10 protein-coding genes are annotated in these 26,663 nt (G+C 73.5%); 9 read left to right on the forward strand and 1 reads right to left on the reverse strand.

Annotated elements, in window-relative coordinates:
- The first annotated feature begins 14 nt into the window (after window positions 1-14).
- The 3 genes from ngcE to AC3CHW_RS32590 all read left to right on the forward strand — a co-directional run bounded on the left by ngcE (window position 15) and on the right by AC3CHW_RS32590 (window position 3,431).
- Window positions 15-1,448 carry an N-acetylglucosamine/diacetylchitobiose ABC transporter substrate-binding protein gene (gene ngcE / locus AC3CHW_RS32580; RefSeq protein WP_488468868.1) on the forward strand — a complete coding sequence of 478 codons (1,434 nt, stop codon included), beginning with the start codon at window positions 15-17 and terminating at the stop codon, window positions 1,446-1,448.
- Between the two features lie 51 nt (window positions 1,449-1,499).
- Window positions 1,500-2,414, forward strand: coding sequence for a carbohydrate ABC transporter permease (locus AC3CHW_RS32585; protein WP_187063069.1), 915 nt, complete (start codon window positions 1,500-1,502; stop codon window positions 2,412-2,414).
- A 96-nt stretch (window positions 2,415-2,510) separates the two neighbouring features.
- Complete coding sequence (locus tag AC3CHW_RS32590) at window positions 2,511-3,431, forward strand: carbohydrate ABC transporter permease (protein ID WP_217189298.1); 921 nt, start codon at window positions 2,511-2,513, stop codon at window positions 3,429-3,431.
- 194 nt (window positions 3,432-3,625) lie between these two features.
- Here AC3CHW_RS32590 and AC3CHW_RS32595 read toward each other — a convergent pair whose 3' ends face one another.
- On the reverse strand, window positions 3,626-4,048 hold the full coding sequence (locus tag AC3CHW_RS32595; RefSeq protein WP_398609600.1) for a cold-shock protein: 423 nt from the start codon (window positions 4,046-4,048) through the stop codon (window positions 3,626-3,628).
- Window positions 4,049-4,475: 427 nt separating this feature from the next.
- Here AC3CHW_RS32595 and AC3CHW_RS32600 point away from each other — a divergent pair, with 427 nt between their 5' ends.
- From AC3CHW_RS32600 to AC3CHW_RS32625, 6 genes are all read left to right on the forward strand, one after another.
- Window positions 4,476-5,339, forward strand: coding sequence for an SCO6745 family protein (locus AC3CHW_RS32600; protein WP_488468869.1), 864 nt, complete (start codon window positions 4,476-4,478; stop codon window positions 5,337-5,339).
- A 568-nt stretch (window positions 5,340-5,907) separates the two neighbouring features.
- A complete protein-coding gene (locus AC3CHW_RS32605; RefSeq protein ID WP_488468870.1) occupies window positions 5,908-14,334 on the forward strand; it encodes an amino acid adenylation domain-containing protein in 8,427 nt (2,808 codons plus the stop codon).
- Window positions 14,331-17,315, forward strand: coding sequence for a thioester reductase domain-containing protein (locus AC3CHW_RS32610; protein ID WP_488468871.1), 2,985 nt, complete (start codon window positions 14,331-14,333; stop codon window positions 17,313-17,315). The genes AC3CHW_RS32605 and AC3CHW_RS32610 overlap by 4 nt, the downstream gene beginning before the upstream one ends.
- A gap of 86 nt (window positions 17,316-17,401) precedes the next feature.
- Entirely contained in the window at window positions 17,402-19,039 is a 1,638-nt protein-coding gene (locus AC3CHW_RS32615) for an ACP S-malonyltransferase (RefSeq protein WP_488468872.1), read from the forward strand.
- Window positions 19,040-19,064: 25 nt separating this feature from the next.
- Complete coding sequence (locus AC3CHW_RS32620) at window positions 19,065-24,830, forward strand: SDR family NAD(P)-dependent oxidoreductase (protein ID WP_488468873.1); 5,766 nt, start codon at window positions 19,065-19,067, stop codon at window positions 24,828-24,830.
- 89 nt (window positions 24,831-24,919) lie between these two features.
- A complete protein-coding gene (locus tag AC3CHW_RS32625; protein ID WP_488468874.1) occupies window positions 24,920-26,626 on the forward strand; it encodes an MFS transporter in 1,707 nt (568 codons plus the stop codon).
- Window positions 26,627-26,663: the final 37 nt, after the last annotated feature.

Here is a 26,663-nt window from a genome sequence, read left to right on the forward strand (position 1 = left end):
GCGAGCGTGTGAGCATGACAACCATCGACGTGGGACGGCGCTCCCTCATCAAGCGCGCCACCGCGGCCGGCCTCCTCACCGTGCCCGCGCTCGCCGCGCTCAGCGCGTGCGCGACGGGCGGCGGCGGGGGCACGCAGCAGGTCGCCGAGGGCAGGAAGTCGGCGAGGAATCCGCTGGCAGTCAACGAGAGCGCGGGGCTTGACGTCGTCATCTTCGACGGCGGCTTCGGCGAGGAGTACGCGAAGGCCGCGCAGGCGGAGTACGTGAGGGCGTACCCGAAGACGGACGGGAAGATCAAGCATTCGGCGACGCAGAAGATCCAGGCGAAGTTGGCGCCGCGGTTCAACGGTGGTACGCCGCCGGATCTGATCGACAACTCGGGTGCGGAGCAGATGGATTTCGGCACGCTGGTGTCGAAGGACCAGCTCACGGATTTGCGGGAGTTGTTGGACGCGCCGTCGCTGGATGATCCGAACAAGAAGGTGCGGGACACGCTGCGGCCTGGCGTGTTGGAGATGGGGCAGTTCGAGGGGGACGAGGTCTGGGTCCTCTACTACGCCTACACCATCTACGGGGTGTGGTATTCGAAGTCGTTGCTGGCCAAGCACGGCTGGGAGTATCCGCAGACCTGGGACGAGATGTTGAAGCTGTGCGCGGACGCGAAGAAGCAGGGGATCGCGGGGTGGACGTATCCGGGGAAGTACCCGTACTACCTGCCGTTCAGTCTGTATCCGCTCATCGCGAAGATCGGTGGCCGCGAGACGTTGGATGCCATCGACAACCTGGAGCCGAACGCGTGGAAGCACGACGCGGTGAAGGCCGCGTTCGAGGCGTATCACGAGTTGCAGGCCAAGGGGTACATCCTCAAGGGCACGCCCGGGCTGGACCATATTCAGTCGCAGGTGGCGTGGAACGAGGGGAAGGCGTTGTTCATCCCGAACGGTTCGTGGGTGGAGAACGAGACGAAGAAGACCACGCCGAAGAACTTCGACATGGGTGTGGGTGCGCCGTCGTCGTTGGATTCGGGTGACAAGCTGCCCTACGGGACGATCTGGGCCTCGGGTGGTGAGCCGTTCATCGTGCCGAAGAACGCGAAGAACCCGCGAGGCGGTATGGAGTTGCTACGGATCATGTTGGGCACGAAGTCCACGCAGAACTTCATCCAGCAGGTCTCATCACTGTCCTCGCTCAATGGTGGGACGGAGGGTTTGCGACTTCCGCCGGGGTTGGCGTCGGCGCAGGAGTTGTGGAAGAAGGCGGGGGAGAACGTCGTCAATCCGCGGTTGCAGGATTGGTATGTGACGTTGCAGAAGGAGAAGATCGGGGTGGCCGCGCTGGGCGAGATGATGGCGGGGCGTATGTCGCCGAAGGAGTGCATGGCCAAGTGTCAGAAGTTCGCGGATGAGACGGCGAAGGACTCCGCGGTGAAGAAGTACCGGCACAAGTGAGGATGCGCTGGCAGTGGCGTATCCCGCGGGCGAGGAGTGGGGTCGGTAGCAGTGCGGCACGGTAAGTACGGCTTCATCGTGGGGTTTTTGGCCCTGCCGTTGGCGATTTACGCGGTCTTTGTGATCTCGCCGTTCGTCCAGGCCATCTACTATTCGTTCACGAATTGGAGTGGTCTGAGCTCGGATCTCCAGATGGTGGGGTTCGATAATTACCGTAAGTTGCTGGATGATGATGTGTTCTGGCATGCGTTGCGGAACAATCTGGTGTTGTTGCTGGTGTTGCCGTTGGTGACGCTCGGTATGGGGTTGTTCTTCGCCTTCATGTTGAATGTGGGTGGGCGGCGTAAGGGGGCGGTGGTCTCGGGTGTGCGGGGGTCGTCGCTGTACAAGGTGGTGTACTTCTTCCCGCAGGTGCTGTCGATCGCGATCGTGGCGTTGATCTTCCAGTTCGCGTACAACCCGAACAGTGGGGCGTTGAACTCGTTCCTGTCGGGGATCGGGTTGGATTCGGTGCAGCCCAACTGGTTGGGTGATCCGAGCCTGGCGCTGTGGTGTGTGATGGCGGTGATGGTGTGGAGCAACGTCGGGTTCTACGTGGTGTTGTTCTCGGCGGCGATGAGCACGATTCCCCGGGATTTCTACGAGGCGGCGTTGTTGGATGGCGCGAACCGGTTCACGACGTTCTTCCGGATCACGTTGCCGCTGCTGTGGGACACCGTGCAGACCGGTTGGGTGTACATGGGCATCCTGGCGTTGGACGCGTTCGCGGTGGTGCAGATCATGACGGTCGGTCCCGGTGGTCCTGACTACTCGACCGAGGTCCTGACGTGGTTCGTGTACACGAAGGGCATTCGGGACGGGCAGGCCGGTTACGCCACCGCGCTGGGTGTGGCACTGCTGATCGTCACGATGATCTTCGCGGCGATCGTCATGCGCCTCGGCCGCCGAGAAAGGCTGGAGTTCTGAGATGCCAGCACACCGTGCCCCTGTCGTACGCCTACGCCCTGACGTGGAGAGGAACGCGCCGTGAGCGGAGAGCTGTCATCCAAGGACCTGGTCGACATGCCCACGGCGCTGGAACTGCCCAGCGCGCAACCCCCCGTGAAAGCGGTGCCGCCGACGGTGTCGGGGGCCGGGCGGCAGCGTGGGGACCGTGCCGGCGGGGTGCTCAACGTGTTCTCGCACGGGATTCTGGCCGTGTGGGGGCTGTTGGTCACGTTGCCGCTGTTGTGGGCGGCGATGAGTTCGCTCAAGACCGACCGGGAGATCTTCACCTCGCCCTGGTCGCTGCCCTCGTCGCTGCATTTCCAGAACTGGTCCGACGCGTGGAACACCGCGAACATGGGCCGGTACTTCCTGAACTCGGCCGTCGTCGTCGCCGGTTCCCTCTTCGGCACCATGCTCCTTGGCGCCATGGCCGCCTACGTCCTGGCGCGGTTCGAGTTCCGCGGGAACCGGTTCATCTACTACCTGTTCGTCGGCGGCATGAGCTTCCCCATCGTGCTCGCGTTGGTCCCGCTGTACTTCGTGTTGCAGAACATGGAGATGCTCAACACCAAGCACGGCCTGATCCTGGTCTACATCGCGTACTCGCTGCCCTTCACGGTCTTCTTCCTGACCTCGTTCTTCAAAACCCTGCCCACCTCCGTGGCAGAGGCGGCGATGATCGACGGGGCCTCGCACACGCGCACGTTCTTCCAGGTCATGCTGCCCATGGCCAAACCAGGACTGATCAGCATCGGCATCTTCAACTTCCTGGGCCAGTGGAACCAGTACATGCTGCCCTACGTACTCAACCAGGGCGAGGAGAAGGACAAACTCCTCCCCCAGGGACTGGTGGAACTCGCCGTCTCCCAGGGATACAAAGGCAACTGGGCCGTCCTCTTCTCCGGCCTCCTCATCGCCATGATCCCCGTCCTCGCCGTCTACATCATCTTCCAACGCCAGGTCCAAGCCGGCCTCACCGCCGGTTCGCTGAAATAGCCGGCCCGCCCTGACCCTCCGGCCCCGGACACGCGTAAGCCGCCGGGCACCAGCCCGGCGGCTCACGCGGAATGTCGAGCACGATCCAGTTCAACCGCGTCGAGCGCGAGTGTCGCCCCATATCACGAGGGACAGGCGGTACGCGACGACGAGGAGACCGGCCCGTCAACGGGCCTTCGCGGCTCGCGGTGTTTCTAGTACTCCACCCAGTTGTGCTCCTGGGCCAGTTCGATGATGCGCTTGCGCGCCAGCACCAACTGCGTTCCGGTGAGCGAGGGAACGGCGTGCAACAGCGCCTCCGTCAGCTCGAGTTGGAACTCGGCGGGGGTCAGCACGTCACAGGTGCCGTCCTCGGCCTCGGTGCGCACGCGCGGGCGGACCACGTCCCCGGACACGGTGCCGGCCGGAGCGGAGCGCTCGATCAGCCGCACATCCGAAGCCTTCAGACCGCGCTGACCATCTTCGATATCGAAAGCGACCCGAAGCCCCGGGCGAAACAGGGACTTGTCGCTACGCAGGTCGTTCGCGTGCATGAACACGTCCTCATCGCCGTCATCCGGCGTGATGAACCCATAGCCGCGAACCTCGTCGAACCGCAGAATCTTTCCCGTTGCCACCGCGAATACCCCACAACTCAGTCAATCGCTACCACAACCAGCGGCGTCTCTCGCCGACGCCGTTCACAGCCTACAAGGAAAACCCCGTACGGGAAGGGGCGTCCCACCCGTGCTCAACACACCCACCGACACCGGTATCGAGGGTGGCGAACGCCCATCCCACAACACCAGCGCGTGCCCCAGTGCGCGCGGCACACCCAAGTGGTTCACCTGGGTGTGGCCCCCGCGATCGGTCGCCCCGCCGCCCCAATCCGCCACCCCAGCCCAGTCGCGTCGGGGCCGGCGAGGCAGCCTGGTGCCATGTCCGGCACCGGGGGCGTGAACTGTCCGCCTTCTGACGGGATGTGAAGCACCGGTTTGGCAGGGATGAGACACGTTCCCTGACGGCACCCTGTGGTGGCGCGAAATCGGTCCTAGCGTGCCGGCCATGACGACGCCCACTCCGCGTGAGGCGCGACGCTGCTACCACGCGCTGCATCCCGTCCACGCCGCCTACTACTTCGCGCCCGAGCACGACGACGCGTACGCGGCGCTCGGCCTGGAGCGCGGGCCGATGGCCTACCTCGCCGGGCGGGCGGCACCGCTCGGGCCGGTGGGCCCGGGCGCCGTGGTGGCCATGTTCTACAACTTCCAACCCGCCCTGGTGGCCCGGCACCTGCCGCGCGCCTGGCAGGTGGCCGCGCCGGAGCGGGTGCTCGCCGCCCGGCTGCGCATCGTGGACGCCTGTCTGCGACGGCTGCTCGGGCCCGATGCGCTGGCCTCCCGCGAGGTGGCCGAGGCGGCCGACCTCGCGCTGCGGGCCGCCGAGGGGTGCGGGCGCCCCGCGCGACCGCTGTATTCGGCCAACGCCGACCTGCCCGTCCCGGACACGCCGCACCTGGCGTTGTGGCACGCCGGGACCCTGCTGCGCGAACACCGAGGTGACGGGCACCTGATGGCGCTCTCGGCCGCCGGCCTCGACGGCCTGGAGGCGCTGGTGACCCACTCGGCCACCGGCACCGGCTGGAAGCCGCGGTACCTCCAGGCCAACCGCGGCTGGTCGGCCGCCGACTGGGCCGCCGCGCAGAAGCGCCTGCGGGAGCGCGGCCTGTTGCGGGACGACGGCGAACTGACGGAGCGGGGGATGGAGTTGCGTCGGTCCATCGAGGCCGAGACCGATCGGCTCGACCTCGCTCCCTACCGCCACCTGGGCGCGGCCGGCACGCGCCGCCTGACGGAGCTGGCCGGGCCGCTCGGCAAGGCCGTACTGGCCGGCGACGGACTGCCGCTGGCACACCTGGGCAAGGGGTGAGGCGCTGATGGCGATTCGGGGGCCCACCGAGGAACGGGAAATTTGAATCCCGAAAGGCTTGACTGGGTCGAGCGATGTGATGAGATGCTGCACGGGTTCGTGGGAATTCCGCAGCCGCGCGATCCGCTCCGTGCGGGCGCGGCGAAACAGTACGCGGAACCCACCCTCGACCGATTCCGGTCATGCGAACCGGAGTCGGGGCGAGCCACTTTCGAGCGTGACTCCACCGATACGACGGGCGCGAAGGAGATGAGCGGCACCGAAACGTAGCTGACGGGTTCTTGTTGCCTAACGGGGGGCAGCTACTCGGACCTCATTCCGAACCTCTTTCACCGGCATCGGGCCGCCTACGGCCCCGCCGTCGTACCGAACTGACCAGGCATTTCGCGGACCAGCCGGCCTTGGCGCGCGGTGTGGTCACCGTGCTCGCGCAGCGCGGTGCGGCGCGTTCGGCGACAAGGAGAACCCGACCCGCGAGGGTCTTTGTGAAAAGGGTTTTCCGGAGCGTCGGGTTGGCGATGGCGGATGAGGTGTCGGGCCTGCCTGAAACACATCTGAGGAGTCACTCGTGAACACCTTCGCGGGACATCGCCTTCCCTTGTCGGCCGCCCAGAGAGAAATATGGATCGCGCACCACATCGACGTAACGGGCGCGCTCCACAATTGCGGCGGCTACGTGGAGATAAACGGAGAGGTCGACGAGGGGAAACTCGCCGAGGCCGTGCGTCTGGCCGCCGCCGAGACGGAGGCGCCGCGGCTGCGGTTCGCCACCGAGGACGGCGAGCCCCACCAGTACCTGGCCGAGTCCGCCGACCCGCTGCGCGTCGTACGACTCGACGGCGAGCGCGATCCCGAGCGGGCGGCCGAGGAGTGGATGCACGCCGACCTGGCCCGCCCCACCGACCTCGCGGAGGGGCCGCTGGTCCACCACACCCTGCTGCGGCTGACCGCCGACCGGTCGCTGTTCTTCCTGCGCTACCACCACATCGTCCTGGACGGCTACGGCCAGGTGCTGTACTGGCGGCGGCTGGGCGCGCTGTACACGGCGCAGGTCACCGGCGTCGCCGCCCGGCCCACCACCTGGGCCCCGCTCGCCGACCTGCTCGCCGAGGAGCGCGCCTACCGCGCGTCGGACCAACACGCCGCCGACCGCGCCCACTGGCTCGCCACCATGGCCGAGCGTCCCGAGCCGCTGCGGCTCGGCGACGCGAGCACCCCGCCCGCCGTCCCCGCCCCGCGGCACGGCCCGCCCGCCCGCGTCGAGCACGTACGCCAGAGCGCGGCCCGCCACCAGACGCACTGGTCAGCGGTGGTCATCGCGGCGACCGCCGGCTACCTGCACCGGGTGAGCGGGCAGTCGGACCTGGTCATCGGCCTGCCGGTGCGCGCCCGTACCAGCCGCGCCGCCCTCACCACCCCCGGCATGTTCGCCAACGTGCTGCCGCTGCGGCTCGCCGTGACACCCGAGACCACCTGCGGCCACCTGGTCGAGCAGGTCGCCAGCCGGGTCAGCGAACTCCTCAGCCACCAGCGCTACCGAGGTGAGGAGCTGCACCGCGAACTCCGCGCCCAGCAGGGCGCCGCCGACCCCTCCGGCGTGGTCGTCAACGTCATCCCCTTCGACGGGGCGATCCGCTTCGGCACCCGGGACGGCGCCGTTCACCAGGTCTCCTCGGGCCCCGTGCGCGACGTGGCCATCGAGTTCTTCGGCGGCACCGACGGCACCGACGTACGGGTACGCGTCGACGCCGCCCCGCACACGCACGAGGCCAGCACCCTGGACGCGCACCGGGCCGGCCTGAACACCTTCCTCGCAGCCTTCACCACCGCCCCCACCGACCACCCCGTCGGCCGCGTCGACCTGCTCGACCCGGCCGGGCGGGCCCGCCTCGCGGCCGAGGACCGCGCGCACGCCCGCGCCTACGACCTCGACCGCTGCCTGCACGAACTCGTCCTCGACCAGGCGGCCCGCACCCCCGACGCGGTGGCCGTGCGCTACGCGGACACCGCGCTCAGCTTCCGCGAACTCGTCGACCAGGCCACCCGCATCGCCACCCACCTGCGCTCCCTCGGCGTCGGCCCGGGCCACCTCGTCGGCGTCCACGACGAGCGCTCACCCCGCCTGGTCGCGGAGCTGCTGGCCGTCCTGCTGGCCGGCGCCGGCTACCTGCCGCTCGACCCGGAACTGCCCGCCGTCCGCCTCGCCTTCCAGATCGAGGACGCCGCCCCCACCGCCGTCCTCACCCGCTCCGACCTCGCCGCCCAGTTGGCCGACACCGGGGCCCGCCTCATCGCGACCGACACCCTGCTGCCCACACTGCCGGAGGCCGAGCCGCCCGCCGCCGGCGCGAGCCCGGACGACACCGCGTACGTCATCTACACCTCGGGCTCCACCGGCCGCCCCAAGGGCGTCGTCGTGCCGCACCGCGGCGTCGTCAACCGACTCCTGTGGATGCAGGAGACCTACCAACTTGCCGCCGAAGACCAGGTGTTGCAGAAGACCCCGACCACCTTCGACGTGTCCGTCTGGGAGTTCTTCTGGCCGCTGCTCGCCGGCGCCACCCTGCGGCTCGCCGCCCCCGGCGCGCACCGCGACCCGCGGGCCCTCGCCGAGACCATCCGCACGTACGGCGTCACCACCACCCACTTCGTGCCCTCCATGCTCGACCTGTTCCTCGCCGAACCCGCCGCCGCCGAACTCCCCAGCCTGCGCCGGGTGCTGTGCAGCGGTGAGGCACTGCGCCCGGTGACCGTCGGCCGCTTCTTCGCCCGCTACGCGCCCGGCGAGGCGGACCCGGCCATCGAGCTGCACAACCTGTACGGGCCCACCGAGGCGTCCATCGACGTCACCCACTGGCGCTGCCGGCCCGGCGACGCCGCCGGACCGGTGCCGATCGGCCACGCGGTCGCCAACACCAGCCTGTACGTGCTCGACGCGGCCGGACAGCCGGTACCCGACGGCCTGCCGGGGGAGCTGCACATCGGCGGCGTCCAGGTCGCCACCGGCTACCTGCGCCGCCCCGAACTGACCGCCGCCGCCTTCCGCCCCAACCCGTACGGCGCCGGCACCCTCTACCGCACCGGCGACCGCGTGGTGCGCCGCGCGGACGGCGCCCTGCTGTACGGCGGGCGCCTGGACCACCAGATCAAGGTCAACGGCTTCCGGGTGGAGCCCGGCGAGGTCGAGAGCGTCCTGCTCGGCCACCCGGCGCTCGCACAGGCCGTGGTCAGCGCCCCGCACCGGCCCGACGGACAGCCCCACCTGGTCGCCCACGTGGTGCCGAGGTCCGACGGGCGGGTGCCGGCGCCCGAAAGCGGCGCGCTCCTCTCCTGGCTGCGCGAGCGGCTGCCCAGCCAACTCGTCCCCGCCCACCTGCTGGTCATCGACGCGCTGCCGCTGCTGCCCAACGGCAAGCTGGACCGCTCCGCCCTGCCGGCCCCCGGCGCCCAACCCGACCAGGCGCCGGCGACGCCACCCGAGACCGCGGCCGAGCGACTGCTGCACGCGGCCTGGGCCACCGTGCTCGGCGTCGCCGACTTCGGCGTGGTCGACTCGTTCTTCACCCTGGGCGGCGACTCCATGCACGCCCTGCGCGTGCGCGCCGAGACCGAGCGCGGCGGCCACACCTTCGCCGTCGCCGAACTGTTCGCCGGCCCCTCCGTACGCGAACTGGCCCGCGTGCTGCGCCCCGTCGCCGACGCCGCGCCGCGCACCGAGCCGTTCGGGCTCCTCACCCCGGCCGACCGGGAGCTGTTGCCCGCCGGACTCGACGACGCGTACCCGCTCAGCGCCATGCAGGCCGGCATGCTCTACCACGCCGCCTACGCCACCGAATCCGCCGTCTACCGCGTGGTCACCAGCGTGCGCGTGGCCGCCCGGCTCGACCTCGACGCGCTGCGCGCGGCCCTGGCCGACGTCGCCCGCCGCCACCCCTCGCTGCGCTGCTCCTTCGACCTGACGCGCTACTCCGAGCCGATGCAACTGGTCCACCACCAGGTCACCGTGCCGCTCAAACGCGGCGACGACCTCGGCGGTCTGGGCGAGGACGAGCGGCGCGCGGCCATCCGCGCCTGGGTGGAGCGGGCCAAGTTCACCCGCTTCGACCCCGCCGAGCCACCGCTGCTCAGGTTCACCGCGCACCCGTGCGGGCCCGACCAGTTCGAGCTGTCCGTCGTGGAACACCACGTCGTGCTCGACGGGTGGAGCGACATGCGGATGCTGGAGGAGATCGTCGAGCACTACGCCGCCCACCTGGCCGGCGCACCGCTCGACCTGCCCGCCGTGGCCGCCACGTACCGCGACTTCGTCGCCGCCGAGCGCGCCGCCACCGCCGACCCCGCCGCCCAGGACTACTGGAGCCGGGTGCTGACCGGTGCCGGCGACGGCCCGCTGGCCGCCGTGGCCGGCTCGGCGCCCGGCCCGCACGAGGGCGGTGGCAGCCGCCGCTACGACGTGCCCGTACCGCCCGAGACCGCCACCCGCCTGCGCGCGCACGCCAAGGCCGCGGGACTGCCGCTCAAGTCGCTGCTGACCGCCGCCCACCTGGCCGTGCTGCGGCTGGTCGGCGGCCGGGACGAGGTGCTCACCGGCGTCGTCGCCAACGCCCGCCTGGAGGTGCCCGGCGGCGACGAGACCATCGGCGTCTTCCTCAACACCCTCCCGCTCCGCGCCGACCTCGCCCAGGCCACCGTCCTGGACGCGGCCCGGACGGCGTTCGCCCACGAGCGGGACAGCGCCGCGCACCGCCGCTACCCGTACGCCCGGATGCGCGACGACCAGGGCCGTGAGCCACGGCTGGACGCCTACGTCAACTTCATGGACTTCCACCGCGACCGGCGGCGCGGCCAGGGCCTGCCCATGACGGTCACCGTGGGCGTCGCCGAGACCAACTACCCGCTCGCCGTGAACTTCCTGGTCGACCCGGACGGCGGCGGCCTGCAGCTCTGGCTGGACTGCGACCCGGCCGTGCTGCCGCCGGAGTTCTGCGCCCGCCTCGCCGGCTACTACGCCCGCGCCCTGGAGCACGCCGCCCACCACCCGAGTGCTCCCGTCCACACCCTGGACCTGCTGGACGCGGCCGAGCACCGGCGACTGGCCGCCTGGCACGGCCCGGTCGCCGAGTACGACCGCGGCGCCACCGTGCACGGCCTGATCGAGCGCCGGGCCGCCGAGCGACCCGGGGCCGTGGCCCTCGCCCACCGCCACGAGGAACTGGACTACGCCGGGCTCGACACCCGGGCCAACCAGCTCGCCCACCACCTGGCCGCGCTCGGCGTGGGCCGAGGCGACCTGGTCGGCGTGAGCCTGCGGCGCGGCCCCGACCTGGTGGTGGCCCTGCTCGCGGTCCTCAAGGCCGGCGCGGCCTACGTCCCGATGGATCCCGGCTTCCCGCGCGGCCGGTTGGCCACCATCGCCACCGACGCCGACCTGAGCTGCCTCATCCAGGGCCCCGGCACCCCCGAGGGGCTCACCGCGCCCCGCCTGGTGGACGTGCGCGCGGACGCCGAGGCCATCGCCGCCCGGCCCGGCCAGCCGCTGGGGCGCGCGATCGACGGCGAGGACACCGCGTACGTCATCTACACCTCCGGGTCGACCGGCGCGCCCAAGGGCACCGCCGTGCGGCACCGCAACGCCGTCAACTACTTCACCGGCATGGACCAGCGGGTCGGCTGCGAGCCCGACGACGTGGTGCTCGCCGTCACCAGCGTCTCCTTCGACATCTCCGTCACGGAGCTGCTCTGGCCGCTCACGCACGGCGCCAAGGTGGTGCTCGCGGGGGAGCGCGTCGTCAGCAACCTGGTGCCACGGGCCGCGACCCGCGAGCGGGCGGCGACCTTCAGCCTGTTCTTCTTCGCCGCGTCCGGCGGCGACGACAACCGGGCCGGCTACCAACTCGTCCTCGACGCCGCCCGGTTCGCCGACCGCAACGGCTTCGAGGCGGTGTGGACCCCCGAACGGCACTTCAACGCCTTCGGCGGCCTCTACCCCAACCCCTCGGTCATGTCGGCCGCCCTGTCCACGATCACCGACCGCATCGCCCTGCGCAGCGGCAGCGTGGTCGCCCCGCTGCACGACGCCGTGCGCATGGCCGAGGAGTGGTCCCTGGTGGACAACCTCTCCGGCGGCCGGGTCGGGCTCGCCTTCGCCGCGGGCTGGAACTCCAACGACTTCGTGCTGCGCCCCGAGAACTTCGCCGACCGCAAGCAGGTGATGGCGGACCACCTCGCCGAGTTCCGCGCGTTGTGGCGCGGCGAGCCGGTCCGCCGCGTCGGCGGCAGCGGCGAGGAGGTGGACGTGCGGATCTTCCCCGCCCCGGTGCAGGACGAGCCGCCCATCTGGCTCACCTCCGTCGGCACCTTGGAGACCTTCCGCAAGGCCGGCGCCACCGGCGCCAACCTCCTCACCCACCTGCTCGGCCAGACCCCGGCCGAACTCGCCGAGCGCCTCGCCGCCTACCGCGAGGCCAGGGCGGCGGCCGGGCACCAGGGCCCGGGCCAGGTGACGGTCATGGTGCACACCTTCCTGTCCGACGACCCGGAGCAGGCGCGCGAGCGAGCCCGAGGCCCCTTCCGTGACTACCTGCTCAGCTCCACCGAGCTGTGGCGCACGGTGTTCGCCACCACCGGCCACGACCTGCCCGAGATGGGCGCGCGCGAGCAGTTGGAGGCCGTCGTCGACCTGGCCATCGACCGCTACTTCGCGACCTCCGGCCTCTTCGGATCCCCCGAGACCTGCGCCGACCTGGTGCGCGAACTCTCCGCCGCCGGCGTGGACGAGATCGCCTGCCTGATCGACTTCGGCGTCGAGCCCGCCGCCGTCATGGACAGCCTCGGCTGGGTCGACAAGCTGCGGGACGCGCACGAACTGGAGGTCGCCGACAGCGGCCACTCGGTGGCCGAGCTGTGCGCGCGCCACCGGGTGACGCTGGCCCAGGGCACCCCCTCGCTGCTGAGCGCCATCGCCACCGAACCCGAGGCACTGGAGGCGCTGGGCCACCTGCGCGCGCTGCTCGTCGGCGGCGAGGCGTTCCCACCCGGCCTCGCCGAGCGGCTGCACGAGGCGCTGCCGAAGGTCGCGGTGTTCAACATGTACGGGCCGACCGAGACCACCATCTGGTCCACCGCGCACGCCCTGGACCCGGCCGGGGAACCCGGCACCACCGTTCCCATCGGCACCCCGCTCGCCAACACCCGGGTGCGGGTGGCCGACGCGCACGGCCACCCGGTGCCGATCGGCGTCAGCGGCGAACTGTGGATCGGTGGCGACGGCGTCGCCGCCGGCTACCTGGGCCGCCCCGAACTGACCGCCGAGCGCTTCGTCACCGCCGACGACGGACACGGTTACTACCGCACCGGCGACCGGGTGCGCCGCCGCGCCGACGGCGTCCTGGAATTCCTCGGCCGGATCGACCGGCAGGTGAAGATCCTCGGCCACCGGGTGGAGCCGGACGAGGTGGAGAGCGTGCTCTCGCGCCACCCCGAACTCTCCGCCGTCGCCGTCACGGCCGTCGACGGCCCGCGCGGCACCGAACTGGTCGCCTACGTCGCGCCCGCCAGCACGCCGTCGGACGACGCGGCGCGCGAGGCCCACGTCCGTGGCTGGAGCGAGGTGTGGGAGAGCGCGTACACGGCACAGGACACCACCGACGCGACCGACCTGGCCGACCCGGCGGAGGCGGGCAACGCGGACCACGCGACCGGCTCGCCCTTCGCGGGCTGGCGCAGCAGCTACACCGGCGAGCCCATCCCCGAGCCGCAGATGCGCGAGTGGCTGGCGCACACCGTGGAACGGGTGCGGGAGCTTGGGCCCGGCGCGGTCGCCGACATCGGCGTGGGCGTCGGCCTGGTGCTGCGCTCGCTGGTCGAGCAAGCCGACGCGTACCACGGCGTGGACATCTCACCCGCGGCGCTGTCCGCCGCCACCCGCTGCCTGGGCCCGGACCGCCCGCTGCCCGCACACGTCACGCTCGCCCACGCCGGGCCCGAGTACCTGGCCACGCTCGCGCCGGGCAGCCTGGACACCGTCGTCCTCAACTCCGTGGTGCAGTACTTCCCCGGCACCGGCTACCTGCGCACCGTGCTCACCGACGCGCTGCGCGCGCTGCGCCCCGGCGGCGCGGTCTTCGTCGGGGACGTGCGCTCGGTCGAGATGCTGCCGGAGTTCCACACCGCCGTGCAGCTGCACCGCGCCACCCCCGTGCACACGGTGGCCGAGATCCGGGCCGCCGTCGACCGGCAGGCGCGCGAGGAGCGGGAGCTGTGCCTGTCCCCGGCGTTCTTCCGACAGTTCGCCGCGCAGGCGCCGGGTGACGTGCGGGTGCGCGTCGAGCTCAAGCGCGGCCGGGCCGACAACGAACTCTCGCTCTTCCGGTACGACGTGACGCTGTTCGCGCCCCCGGCGACGGCCGGCCCGGACGACGCGCCACGCCCGGGCGAGCCGGCGGCCACGCCCGCCCCGCGCGTCGTCGCCTACGCGGACCCGAACGCGCCGGCGCCCGCGGGCGCCACGGCCACCGAGACCCTCCGCGGCCATCTCGCCCGGGCCGGCGGCCCCGTCCTGGTGACCGGCGTCCCCAACCGGCGCCTGGTGCGCACGGCCGCGGCCGTCCGCGTGCTCGCCGACGCCGCGGACGCCGGCGAGACCACCACCGCCTGGGACGTGGAGCGCGCCCTGTGGGAGCTGACGGCGGACACGGCCGACGCCGACGCGGGCGCGCACCCCGAGGACGTGTGGGAACTGGCCGCGCGAACGGGGCACACGGTCCGCCTGCTGGTCCCCGACGACGGCCGACTCGACCGGTTCGACGCGCTGTTCCAACCCGCCGACCCCACGACGGCCGACCCAGCCCCTCGGGACACGGCCCCGGCGGGCGCCCCGCCCGGCGACCCGGCGCCAGCCGGCGACCAGCCGCCCGCCGACCACCGGCCCGCCACCGCAGACCCGGCCGCCCTGGCAGACCCGGCAGACCCGGCAGACCCGAAGGACCCGTCATGAGCCCACACCGACCGCTGGCCAACGATCCTCTCGCCTCCACCTGGTCCGCCGGCCTGCGCTCCGCCCTGCGCGGCTACGCCCGCACCCACCTGCCCGAGCCGATGGTGCCCGCGCACTTCGTCGTCCTGCCCGAGCTGCCGAAGCTGCCGAACGGCAAGGTGGACCGGGCAAGCCTGCCCGCGCCGAGCGCCGAGGCCGACACCCCGAGCGACTACGTCGCCCCGCGCACCGCGGTCGAGGCCCGCCTCGCCGGCCTCTGGCAGGACCTGCTCGGCAGCGACCGGGTCGGCGTCGAGACCGGGTTCTTCGACCTCGGCGGCGACTCGCTGACCGTCCTGCGGATGGCCGGCCAGGTCAAGGAGGCGTACGGCGTCCGCATCGACCTGCGCCGCCTCTTCGAGGAGCCCACCGTCGCCCACCTGGCCCGGCTGGTCGGCGACCAGCCCGACGTGGCGGTCAGCGAGGCGGCGAGCCCGCGCGGCGTCGCGGCCCGGGACATGGCCGCCGACGCGACGCTCCCCGACGACGTGCGGCCCACCGCGTCGGCCCTCCCGCCGGCGCCGGCCCCGTACCGCACCGTGCTGCTCACCGGTGGCACCGGGTACACCGGCGCGTTCCTGCTGCGCGAACTCCTCGACCGCTCCACCGCGACCGTGTACGTCCTGGTGCGCGCCGATGACCCGGCGCGGGCCACCGAGCGGGTGCGGGCCAACCTGGCCGAGTACGGGCTGCTGCGCGAGGGCGACGCGGCGCGCGTGCGCGGCGTGCCCGGCGACACCGGCCGCCCCTACCTGGGACTGACGCCGGCCACCTACCGGGAGTTGGCCGAGCGGGTCGAGATGATCGTGCACAACGCGGCCATCTCCAGTTGGCTCGTGCCCTACCCGAAGATCAAGCCGGTCAACGTCCTCGGCGCCCTGGAGGTGCTGCGGCTCGCGGGGCGCACCCGGGTCAAGCCCGTGCACTTCGTCTCCACCACCGGCGTCTACCCGGGGCACCGCGGCGCGCGGACCTGGCCGGAGGAGCGGCTGACCGTCGCCGACGGCGTCGCCGGCGGCTACCGGCAGTCCAAGTGGGTGGCCGACAACCTGATGACCGCGGCCCGCGAGCGCGGCATCCCCACCCACGTCTACCGGCCGGGCCCCATCACCGGCGCGCGGACCACCGGCGTCTGCTCCGCCGACACCTTCATCAACCACCTCATCAAGGGCTGCCTGCAACTGGGCGCCTACCTGGACTTCGACATGGCCGTCGACCTGGTGCCGGTGGACTTCGTCGCCGCCAGCGTCGCCCACATCGCGCTCGGCGGCGTACGCGAACACGGCGTGTTCAACCTGCCGGGCGCCGGCGCCCTCGGCATGAACCGGATCTTCGAGCTGATCACCGAGTGCGGCTACCGGCTGCGCAAGCTCCCCTACGACGCCTGGTACGGCGAGCTGACGGACGCCGCCGCCCGCGGCGAGGACAACGAACTGATCCCCTACCTGCCCCTGTTCGGCCCACAGGGCCCCGCCGAGGAGGTCGGGTTCGCCGGCAGCAGGCCCGAGTTCGACGCCACGCACCTGAGCGCCGCGCTGGCCGGGTCCGGCATCACCTGCCCGCCGGTCGACCGCGACCTGATGGGCCGCTACCTCAGCTACTTCGTCTCGACCGGCTACCTGCCCGCCCCCGACGGCGACGCGCCCGACACCCAGCCCGGTCCAGAGTCCCTGGAGCGCACCACCATGACCACCAGCACCCCGGAAGCCTCCCACCCCACGGCCCCCGCCCCCGAGTCGAGCGCGCGGCCGGCCACCGACGCCGTCCCCGACTTCCCGATGCCCCGCGCCCACCCGCTCGACCCGCCGCCCGCCTACCGCGAACTCAGCGCCGAACAGCCGGTCTTCCGGGTCCGCACCCCGCGCGGCGAGCTGGTGTGGGTGGTCACCCGACACGAGGACGCCCGCGCCGTCCTGACCGACCTGCGCGTCAGCTCCGACCCCAAGAGCCCCGGCTACCCCTCGTACATCTCCGGCGACACGCCGCTGCCGCCCGGCTTCTTCCTCAACCAGGACCCGCCGGACCACACCAGGCTGCGCCGCCTGGTCACCCGCGAGTTCCTCATCAGCCAGATGGAACGCAAGCGACCGGCCATGCGGCGGGTACTCGACGGGCTGCTCGACGACCTCCAGGCCAAGGGCCCCGGCGCCGACCTGATCGGCGGGCTCGCGTTCCCCATGGCGGCGACCGTCATGTGCGAACTCCTCGACGTGCCGTACGAGGACAAGTCCGTCTTCGTCACCCTCACCGACACCGTCCTCGACCGCTCCAGCACCCCGGAGCAGGCCCAGAACGCGGCCAGTGAACTCATGGCGTACTTCGACCGGCTGGTGACCGCGAAGAAGCGCGCGCCCGGCGACGACATGCTCGGCCGACTCGCCGAGCAGGAGGCGAACGGCACGCTCAGCCACGACGAGTTCGTGGGTCTTGTCATGCTGCTCCTGCTGTCCGGCTACGACACGATGGCCCAGATGATCGGCCTCGGCACGGCCACCCTGCTGGAACACCCCACCCAACTCGCCGACCTGCGCGCCGACCCCGCGCTGTACCCGCGGGCGGTCGAGGAGTTGCTGCGCTACCTGTCCATCAACCACGCCGGACTGCCCCGCGCCGCGACCCGGGACCTGACCGTCGGCGGGCAGCACATCCGGGCCGGCGAGGGCCTGCTGGTCATGCTGAACGCCGCCAACCGCGACGCCAGCGTCTTCCCCGAGCCCGACGTCTTCGACATCCACCGCGCCTCGCCGCAGGCCCACGTCGCCTTCGGACACGGCTTCCACAAGTGCATCGGCCTCACCCTCGCCCGCGTCGAGCTGACCACCGTCTTCGCCGGCCTCTTCGAGCGCTTCCCCACCCTGCGGCTCCAGGTGCCCCTGACGGAGCTGCCGTTCCGGCACGACATGGTCCTGTACGGACTGCGCGAACTGCCCGTCACCTGGTGAGACCACCGTGGGCGGCGCGCCCGGCGCGCCGCCCGTGACCCACGCACACAGCAACACGAGACGAACGAGGACGAGGGGGACCCGAGATGGCGGCCGAGACCGTTTTTCTCCTGCCGGGCCAGGGCGGCTACGTACCGGGGATGTTCGCGGGCGAGACCGCGACCGAGGTCGCGGAGGTGCTGCACATCGCCGACGCGGTGGCCGGCGAGTTCGACCGCGGGGGAGTGTCGGGCCTGCTGACCGACCCGGACGCGCCGGACGCGGCCACGCTGGCCAAGGAGGACTCCTTCGCCCTGCAACTGGCGCTGTACGCCGCCGCGCTGGCCAGCGCCCGGCGCGCCGCCCACCGCCGGAGCCCGGACGTGCTCGTCGGGCACAGCATGGGCGAGATCGCCGCACTGACCCACGCCGGCGCCTTCGACATCGCCGACGGCGCCCGCCTGGTGTGCCACCGCGCGCTGGCCCTGCTCGCCCACTGCCCACAGCCCGGCGGCATGCTCGCCCTCACGCTGCCGGCCGGCCGCGCCGAACACCTCGTACGGGCCGTCGCCGCGCCGGGGCTGGCCGTCGCCGTGACCAACGCGCCCCGACACACCGTCGTCTCGGGCCCGGAGGAGGCCCTGGCCACCGTGGCGCGCGTGGCCTCGGCCCTGGAGGCGGGCACCGTACGGCTGCCCGCGCCCTTCCCCTTCCACAGCCCGCTGCTCGGCGTGGCCGCCGAGGCGTTCGCCGCGGCCGTGTCCGACGTACGCCAGCGCCCGCTGCGCGCGCTGGTCTACTCGCCCGTCGCCGGGAGCTACGTCACCGACGCGACCGACCTCAAGGCCCTGCTCGCCCGCCAGTTGACCGCCCCGGTGCCCTTCCTGGCCGCCGTCCGGGAACTGCACGCCGCGGGCGCCCAGCACTTCGTGGAGTGCGGCGCGGCCGGGCTCGCCGGCCTGGTGCGGCGCAGCGTCCCCGACGTCAGCACCGAGTCGACGACCGACACGTCCGCCGAGCCCACGACCGGCACCGGCCCTGTGCCCGCTCCCGTCGACGCCGCGACGCTGGGGGGCGGTGGGCGTGACGTGTTGGGTGAGTTGCGGGAGTTGTACGCGGGGACGTTGGGTTATCCGGTGGAGGCGGTGACGGGGGACGCGGATCTTGAGGCGGATCTGGGGATCGATTCGTTGAAGCGGGCGGAGATGTTGGGGAAGGTGTCGACGCGCTTCGGGTTGGACGCGTCGGTCGACGGTGGTCGTTTCCTGGCCCAGTCCACGCTCGCCGAACTGGCCGAGCTGGTCACCGCCGCGGCGGGCCAGCCGACCGACCCCGGCGCCGCGTCCCCGACCGCCGCACCGCCCACCCTCACCACCGACCCGACCTCGGCCGCCGCACCCACCCTGACCCCGGGCCCGGCCCCGACCGCCGCTCCCACCCTGACCCCCGACGCGGTCCCAGCCTCCGGCGAGATCGCGGGGGAGGGGGCAGGGGCGCACGCTGTGTTGGGTGAGTTGCGGGAGTTGTACGCGGGGACGTTGGGTTATCCGGTGGAGGCGGTGACGGGGGACGCGGATCTTGAGGCGGATCTGGGGATCGATTCGTTGAAGCGGGCGGAGATGTTGGGGAAGGTGTCGGCGCACTTCGGGTTGGACGCGTCGGTCGACGGTGGTCGTTTCCTGGCCCAGTCCACGCTCGCCGAACTGGCCGAGCTGATAGCCGCCGCCCGGGCCACCGGACGCTGACCGGCCGACGATCACGGAGCCCCGCATGACGCCGCAACCCACCCACCCCGCCCGCCCGGTCATCCTGGTCACCTCCGACGGCACGGCCGCGGCCGGGGAACTCACCCGCCAACTCGCCGCCGACGGCGCCCACGTCGTACCCGACCACTCCGGCGATCCGCTGGCCGCCGCCGCCCGCCAGGGCCCCATCGACGCGCTGGTCACCGTGACCGCCGGCCCCATCCCGGCCGCGCACCGCGCCCCGTCCGCCGCCACCCTGCCCGCCGCCACCCTGGCCGAGCTGGCCGGGCGCGGCTGCGGCGCCGTCGTGCACGTCACCCTCGGCCCGGCCGGCCCGTCCCACCCTGCCCGCGATGCCGGTCGGGCCACCGTGGGTGACCCCATCCCCGAGCCGAGCGCGCCGTCGGCCGTGCCCGCCACAGGTGGCCGCGCGCCGGTGCGGACCCACGCCGTGCACGCGCCCACGGGCGCGGCCCGGACCGTCGCCCCGCTCGTCCGCTTCCTGCTCGGCCCCGACGCCGGCGCCCTGGACGGCCAGACGCTGACCCTCACCGGCGAGGTGACGCCGGCCCCCGAGCCGCTGCCAACCCTGACACCGCAGCCCGTGACCGCCCAGCCCCGGCCGGAGGCCGAGCACACGCCGGCCGGCCCCACGCCCGCCGACGACGAGGTGGTCATCGTCGGCATGGGGCTCGCCGTGCCGGGGGCCAGTTCGCCCGAGGCGTTCTGGGACCTGCTGCGGGCCGGCGAGCCGATGTTCGGCGAGCCGGGGGACCGGCTCGACCTGGCCACCCTGTGGTCGGCCGACCCGGCCGCCGAGGACAAGACGTACGCCCGGGTCGCCGGCTTCATGCGCGACTTCGTACCGCACCCCCGGCTGCGCGAGGAGATCGCCGAGGGGCGGTTCGCCAGCGACGAGTTCACCGCCCGGTGGCTGCGCCACTCGCTGCTCCAGGCCACCGACGACGTGACCATCCGCCCGTCCGACCGGCACCTGTTCGCCGTCGGGCTCACCCCCGACGGCAGCCACCACCTGGAACAGAGCCTGGTCACCACCGGCGTGCGCGGCCTCCTCGGCGCGGCGGGCGCCGACGTGCCGGCCGGGTTGGACGCGCTGTACCCGCTCGGCGCGGCGGCGCCACACGAGGTGTTGCCGCACCGCATCGCCCGGCTCGCCGCCCCGGACCTGCCGCCCGAGTCGGAGATCGTCGTGGTCGACACGGCCTGCTCCTCCTCGCTCTACACCATCGACCTCGGCGTGCGGGCCCTGCGGGCCGGGGAGTGCGACGTGGCCCTGTGCGGCGGTGCCTTCGCGCTGAGCGCGCAGAGCATGGTCCTCTTCGCCAAGCTGCACGGCCTGTCCAGGACCGGCGAGGTGCGGGCCCTGGACGCCGGGGCCGGCGGCGTCCTGTTCAGCGACGGGGCCGCCATGCTGACCCTCAAGACGTACGCCAGGGCGCGCGCCGACGGCGATCCGGTGCTCGGCTTCGTAGCCGGCTTCGGCGGCTCCTCCGACGGGCGGGGCAAGGCCATCTACGCGCCCAACGCCGCGGGCCAGCGGATCGCCCTGGACCGGGCCTGGACCCAGGCGCGGGCCGAACCGGCGGACGTGGACTGGGTCGTGGCGCACGCCACCGGCACCCCCACCGGCGACCGGACCGAGATGACGGCCCTCGGCCAGAGCGCGGGCCCGGACAAGACCTGGACCATGACCTCCAACAAGTCCCTGGTCGGGCACGCGGGGTGGGCCGCAGGCGCGGTCTCCGCCATCCACGCGCTGCTCGCCCTGCGGCACGGGGCCATCCCCGCGCAGTCCCGCTTCGCCGGGCTCCCCGCCGACGTCGCGGCGAGCGTCGAGGTGCCCACGCGCGAACTCCCGTGGCCCGCCCGACCCGAGCGCCGCCGTCTGGTGGGCGTCTCGGCGATGGGCTTCGGCGGCACCAACGGGCACCTGCTGCTCTCCGACCGGCCGCGCGGCGGCGACCACCGCACGGGGGCACCCTCGCCCGCCACCCGTACGGACCGGCCCGCCGCCGACGCGGCCCCCCTCGCCACCGCCGGCCCGAGCGCCGTGGCGGCTGACGGGACATCACCTCACGCCAGCGCTCCGGCGGTGCCCGACGGGGCGTACGACCCCGTGGTGGTCGTGGCCACCGGCACCCACCTGCCGGACCTGCCGGACGCCGCGCGCGTCCGGCGCTGGCTGGCCGGGGGCACCCCCGACTGGCCCGCCACCTTCGGCGACGCCTACCCGATGCCCTCGCCGGTCGAGGCGCGCCTCGCGCCGTCCGCGCTGGCGGCGCTCGACCGCAGCCAGGTGATGGCCCTGCGGTGCGCCGACGAACTCGCCGGCGACTGGCTGTCGGACGCCGCGCTGCGCGCCCGTACCGGCGTGTTCGTCGGGCACACCGGGCCGACCCGCTCCGCGCTCGCCCACGACCTGCGCTGCTATCTGGGCGACCTCACCGCCAAGCTCACCGACCCGGCCGGCCTTCCGCCCGCGCTGCTCGGCGACGCCGTGCGCGCCCTGACCCCGCCGACCAGCGAGGACTCGTACCCCGGCCTGATGCCCAACATCATCGCCGCCCGCGTGGTGCAACGGCTCGACCTGCACGGCCCGAACATGACCCTGGACGCCGGCGCCGACTCGACCCACTCCGCCCTGGCGACCGCCGTGCGCTACCTGCGGGACGGCGAACTCGACCTGGCCGTCGTCATGGGCGTCAACGCCGTGAGCCCGCTGCTGCCCAGCCCGGACGGCCGACAGCCCGCCGACGCCGCCGTGGGCCACCTGCTCACCCGGCTCAGCGTCGCCCGCGCCCACGCCCTGCCCGTGCTCGGCACCCTGGCCATCGCCCCGCCCACCGCGCCCGACCCCGCGACGCGGGGAACGCGGCGACACGCGGCGGACGACGAGCGCGGCTACCGGGGCGCCGAAGGAGCCGTGGCCCTGCTGCGCGCCCTGCACGCACCGGGCGACGGCGTCCTGCTGCGGCCGACGGAGGACGCCCACACGCCCGCGCTCCGGGTGAGCGCGCCGCCGGACGCGGTGCGCACGGCGGACGCGGGGCGCGAACCGAACGCGCGGCCGGCGCCCACGGCGCGGCCCGACCAGGCCGCTCGCGCCGCCGAGGCGTCCCTCGCCGAACACCTGGCCCGACACGCCGTGACGCTGCGCCCCGTGCCGCCGCGACCGGTCCGCGCGGCGCTGCCGGCCCTGCCCGCCGGCGCGCTCGTCGTCACCGACGACCCGGCCGCCGTGGCCGCACACTGCCCGCCCGACTGCCTGGTCGTGGCCCCCGCGTCGGCACCCTCGCCGGGCCCCGCCGCGTACCCGGCGCCGCCCGGCGGCCCCACCGTGCTCCACCTGGACGACGCGGCCGACCTGCCCGCCGCGCTCGCCGCCCGGGGGCGCGCCGGCGCCGCCCAGGTCCGGGTGGTCGTCGGCGCGCACCGCGCGGAGCCGGGGCACGGGGCGGCGTCCGTGGCCGACGCGGACGGCGTGCCGCAGCGCCTGCTCGACCTGCACGACCTGGCCTTCGTGGCCGCGCAGAGCTGCGCCGGGCCGCTGCGGGACGGCGGCTGCTACGCGGTGCTCGCCCTGGCCGCGCTCGACGGCCCCACCCCGCGCCCGCACGCGGGCCTCTTCGGCGGTCTGGTGCGCAGCCTGGAGCAGGAGTTGCCGGGCGCCCTGGTGTACGGGCTGTTCACCGACGCCGCCGACGCCGACACCGGGCTCACCCAACTCGCCGCCGAGTCCGCCCTCCACCGCCACCTGCCGCTCGCCTACCAGAGCGCGGGCCAGCGCAGCGAACTCACGCTCATCCCGGTGCGCGAGGACCACCGGGCGGGCGCCACGGACCGGCCAGGGACCGCCGGCCTCGGGTTGCCGGCCGACCCGGTGATCGTGGCGACCGGTGGCGCGCGCGGCCTGACCGCCCACCTCGTGCACGAGATCGTCGCGGCCGGCGCGCCTCGCTCCGTATGGCTGATCGGCACCGGCCCCGAGCCCGACCCGGGCGACGTGGAACTCGCCGCGCTGCCCAAGGTGGAGGCGGTGCGCCGCCTCATGCCACGCCACCCCGGCGAGAACCTGGCCGCCCTGGGCAGGCGTTACGAACGCGCCGTGCAACAGGCCGAACGAGCCGGGACGCTGCGCGCGTTGACAAAGGTGTGCGGCCCTGACCGGGTGCACTACCGGCAGTGCGACGTGCTGGACGCCGCCGCGGTGGACCGCGTGATCGGCGAGGTGCTCGCCCGCGAGGGCCGCGTCGACGTGCTGCTGCACGGCGCGGGGCTCGCCCGCAGCGCCGCGCTGGAGCGCAAGCGGCTCGCCGACTTCCGCACCGTGCGCGACGTCAAGGTCCGCGGCTACGCCCACCTGCGGGCCGCCCTGCGCGACCACCGGCCCGCGCTGTGGTGCTCGCTCAGCTCCATCTCCGCCTTCACCGGACTGCGCGGGGAGCCGGACTACGGCGCGGCCAACGAGTTCCTGCTGCTCGCCGCGGCCCAGGCCCGCGCCGGCGGCCGGGACGAGGTCGCGTTGGTCTCGGGCCTGTGGGTGGAGTCGGGGATGGCGTCGGCCGACACGCCGGGCGGCGCGTTCCTGGCCCGTCAGGCCGAGATCGGGCAACTCACCGACGCCCAGGGCCGCGCGTTCTACCGTACGGAGCTGGCCGGGCGCGGCAGCCACGGCCTGGCCACCACCTGGATCGGCGACCTGGACTGGGCCACCCTGGAGCGCGCGGCGCCCGGCTTCGGCGCCGCCTGCCGAGCGTTGGCCGAGGCCGCGCCGGAGCCGCCGCGCGCCGCCGCGCCCCGCCCACCGGCCCGCGCCTTTCTCACCGGCCCGCCACGGCAGGTCCCCGCCGGCGGCGCCCCAGCGGCGGCCTCCGACTCCGCCGTCCCTGCGGCCTCGTCCGTCTGGGACTGCGAGGTGAGCCTCGACCGCCACCCCTACCTCCTCGACCACCTCGTGGACGGGCGGCCCACGGTGCCGGGCACCTTCATCCTGGAACTGGCGGCCGAGGCGGCGGCCGAACTCGTCCCCGGCCTGACGCCGGTGCGGATCACGGACGTGGTGCTCTCCCAGTTCATCCGGGCCGCACGGCACCGCTGGCCCCGCACCCTGCGGGTGACGGCGACCACCGACGGGCCCGGGCGGATACGGGTGCGCGTCACCAGCCCACCCCAGGGCCCGGTGCCCGAGCGCGAGCACACCCGCATGGTCGTGCACCTGGCCCGCAGCGCACCCGTCGGCCCCTGGTGCCCGCCGCCCGCCGGGCCCGGCACGCCGGCCCCCAACACCTACCGGCTGCCGGGCACCCCCGTGCGGTTGGGCGGCGTCTTCGACGCGCTGAGCGAGCCTTGCTTCGAGCCCGACGGCGGGTCGGCCGCGCTGCGCCTGGCACCCGTTGCCGACAGCGCGCCCTTCGACGGCTTCCTGCTGCCCAGCCTGGCGCTCGACTGCCTGTTGCGCACCTGCGTGCTCGACGGCCGCCGGCCAGGCGCCGTGCCCGTCCTGGTGCCGACGGCGCTGGCCAGCGTGGACCTGTTCACCACGGCCAACGACCGGGAACTGGCCGCCACCTATCCGGACGGGCTCGTGCTGCGCCACTGGTTCGACGCCGCCACCGACGCCGAGCGTTACGCCGCGCTCGCCCCGGACGGCCGCGTGCTGCTCCAGGTCACCGGCGTCAGCGGCGCGGTCAAGGGCTGGTACGACCCGGCGACCGCGTCCTGGCGACAGCAGGTCCCGACCGCCGCCGCGCCACCGGGCCCGCCCGCGTAGACCCACCCGGGCGGCCCCGCGCCGCCCGCGCACGCCCACCACGGCACCCCGGTGCCGCCGAACCCAGCACGAACGATGCGGAGTACGTGATGTTATCCGAAGCGGCCGACGACGCCAGGCCCCCCGGCCAGTCGCCGAAGCCCACCCCAGACCAGGCGCCACCGACGGACGCCGGGCCGGCCGGCCCGCCCGGTGAGCCGGCGCCCGACGCGGCCGAGGAGGCGGCGTCGCGGCGCGCCCGGCCGTGGACGCTGGGCCTGGTCTGCGTGGCGATGTTCATGCTGATGCTGGACGTCACCGTGGTGAACGTCGCCCTGCCCGAACTGCGCACCTCCCTGGACGCCGGCTTCTCCGACCTCCAGTGGGTCATCGACTCCTACACCCTGACCCTGGCCGCGTTCCTGCTCACCGGCGGCTCGCTGGCCGACCGGCTGGGCCGCAAGCGGGTGTTCACCGTCGGCCTGGTGGTCTTCACCCTGTCCTCGCTGGTGGCCGGCCTGGCGCAGGACGTGCTCGCGCTCAACCTGGCCCGTGGCGTCCAGGGCGTGGGCGCCGCCGTGCTGTTCTCCGTCGGCCCCGCCCTCATCGGCCACGAGTTCCGCGGCAAGGACCGCGGCATGGCCTTCGGGCTGTTCGGCGCCGTCGCCGGGCTCGCGCTGGCCTTCGGGCCGCTGGTGGGCGGGCTGCTGACGGACGCGCTGAGCTGGCGCTGGATCTTCCTGGTCAACGTGCCGATCGGGGTGGCCGCCCTGCTCGCGGGCGCGGTGCACCTGCGGGAGTCGCGGCAGCCGCAGGCGCACCGCGTCGACTGGTGGGGCATGGTCGCCTTCGCGGCGTCGCTCACCCTGCTCGTGCTCGGCTTCCTGCGCGGCGAGTCCTCCGGGTGGACCAGCGGCCCCATCCTGGCGGCCTTCGCCGGAGCCCTCGTGCTCATGGTCGCCTTCGTCGCCATCGAGCGGCACCTCGGCGAGCGGGCCATGTTCGACCTGAGCCTGCTGCGCATCCCCACCTTCGGCGGCATCTGCGTGGCCACCTTCCTCTCCAACGCGACCAGCCTCGCCGCCGTCTTCCTGCAGATCTCCTACATCCAGAACGTGCTCGGTTTCTCGCCCTGGGAGACCGGCCTGCGGCTGATGCCGATGATGCTCACGCTGTTCGTGGTGGCCGCCCTGACCGGCGGGTTGCTCCAGACCATGCCGCCGGGGCTGCTGGTGGGCCTGTCCATCGGCTTCATCGCCGCCGGCATGGGCCTGGTGACGCTGGTGGAGCCGGACAGCTCCTGGACCGCGCTGCTGCCCAGCATGATCGTCACCGGCATCGGCATGGGCCTGTTCAACCCGCCCCGCGCCGCCGTCACCATCGGTGTGGTGCCGCCCGAGAAGGCCGGCATGGCCTCCGGCATGGGGGAGACGTTCCAACAGGTGGGCGTCGCCGTCGGCATCGCCGCCTTCGGCGCGCTCTTCCACCACCGGGTCACCGACGCCTTCGCGGCCTCGGACGCCGGAGACCAACTCGGCGACCGGGCCCACGAGGTGGGCACCGCGGTGGCCGCCGAGGGCCAGGGCCAGGCCGTCGTCGACGTTCCCGCGGACCTCGCCGACCCGGTGGCCGAGGCCGCCAGGACCGCCTTCGTCTCCGGGCTGACCGACGTGATGGCGCTGTGCGCGGCCGTGTGCGCGCTCGGCGCCGTGGTCGCCTTCGCCTTCATCCGCCGCCGCGACCTGCACGCGAGCGCGCAGGAGGGCGCCGGCGCCGAGGCCGCGCCCGGCCCCGACGCCGCCACGGTGCCCGCCTGACACGCCGCGCCCGCGGGCGCCCCCTGTACCGTCGCGG

This window comes from Streptomyces sp. MGP-BFMKR1 (assembly GCF_057766585.1).

Excerpts from the sequence above, each read along its gene's own strand:
- AC3CHW_RS32620 (WP_488468873.1), top strand. The coding sequence starts at position 19,065 with ATGACGCCGCAACCCACCCACCCCGCCCGCCCGGTCATCCTGGTCACC.
- AC3CHW_RS32625 (WP_488468874.1), top strand. The coding sequence starts at position 24,920 with ATGTTATCCGAAGCGGCCGACGACGCCAGGCCCCCCGGCCAGTCGCCG.
- AC3CHW_RS32600 (WP_488468869.1), top strand. The coding sequence starts at position 4,476 with ATGACGACGCCCACTCCGCGTGAGGCGCGACGCTGCTACCACGCGCTG.
- AC3CHW_RS32610 (WP_488468871.1), top strand. The coding sequence starts at position 14,331 with ATGAGCCCACACCGACCGCTGGCCAACGATCCTCTCGCCTCCACCTGG.
- AC3CHW_RS32615 (WP_488468872.1), top strand. The coding sequence starts at position 17,402 with ATGGCGGCCGAGACCGTTTTTCTCCTGCCGGGCCAGGGCGGCTACGTA.
- ngcE (WP_488468868.1), top strand. The coding sequence starts at position 15 with ATGACAACCATCGACGTGGGACGGCGCTCCCTCATCAAGCGCGCCACC.
- AC3CHW_RS32590 (WP_217189298.1), top strand. The coding sequence starts at position 2,511 with ATGCCCACGGCGCTGGAACTGCCCAGCGCGCAACCCCCCGTGAAAGCG.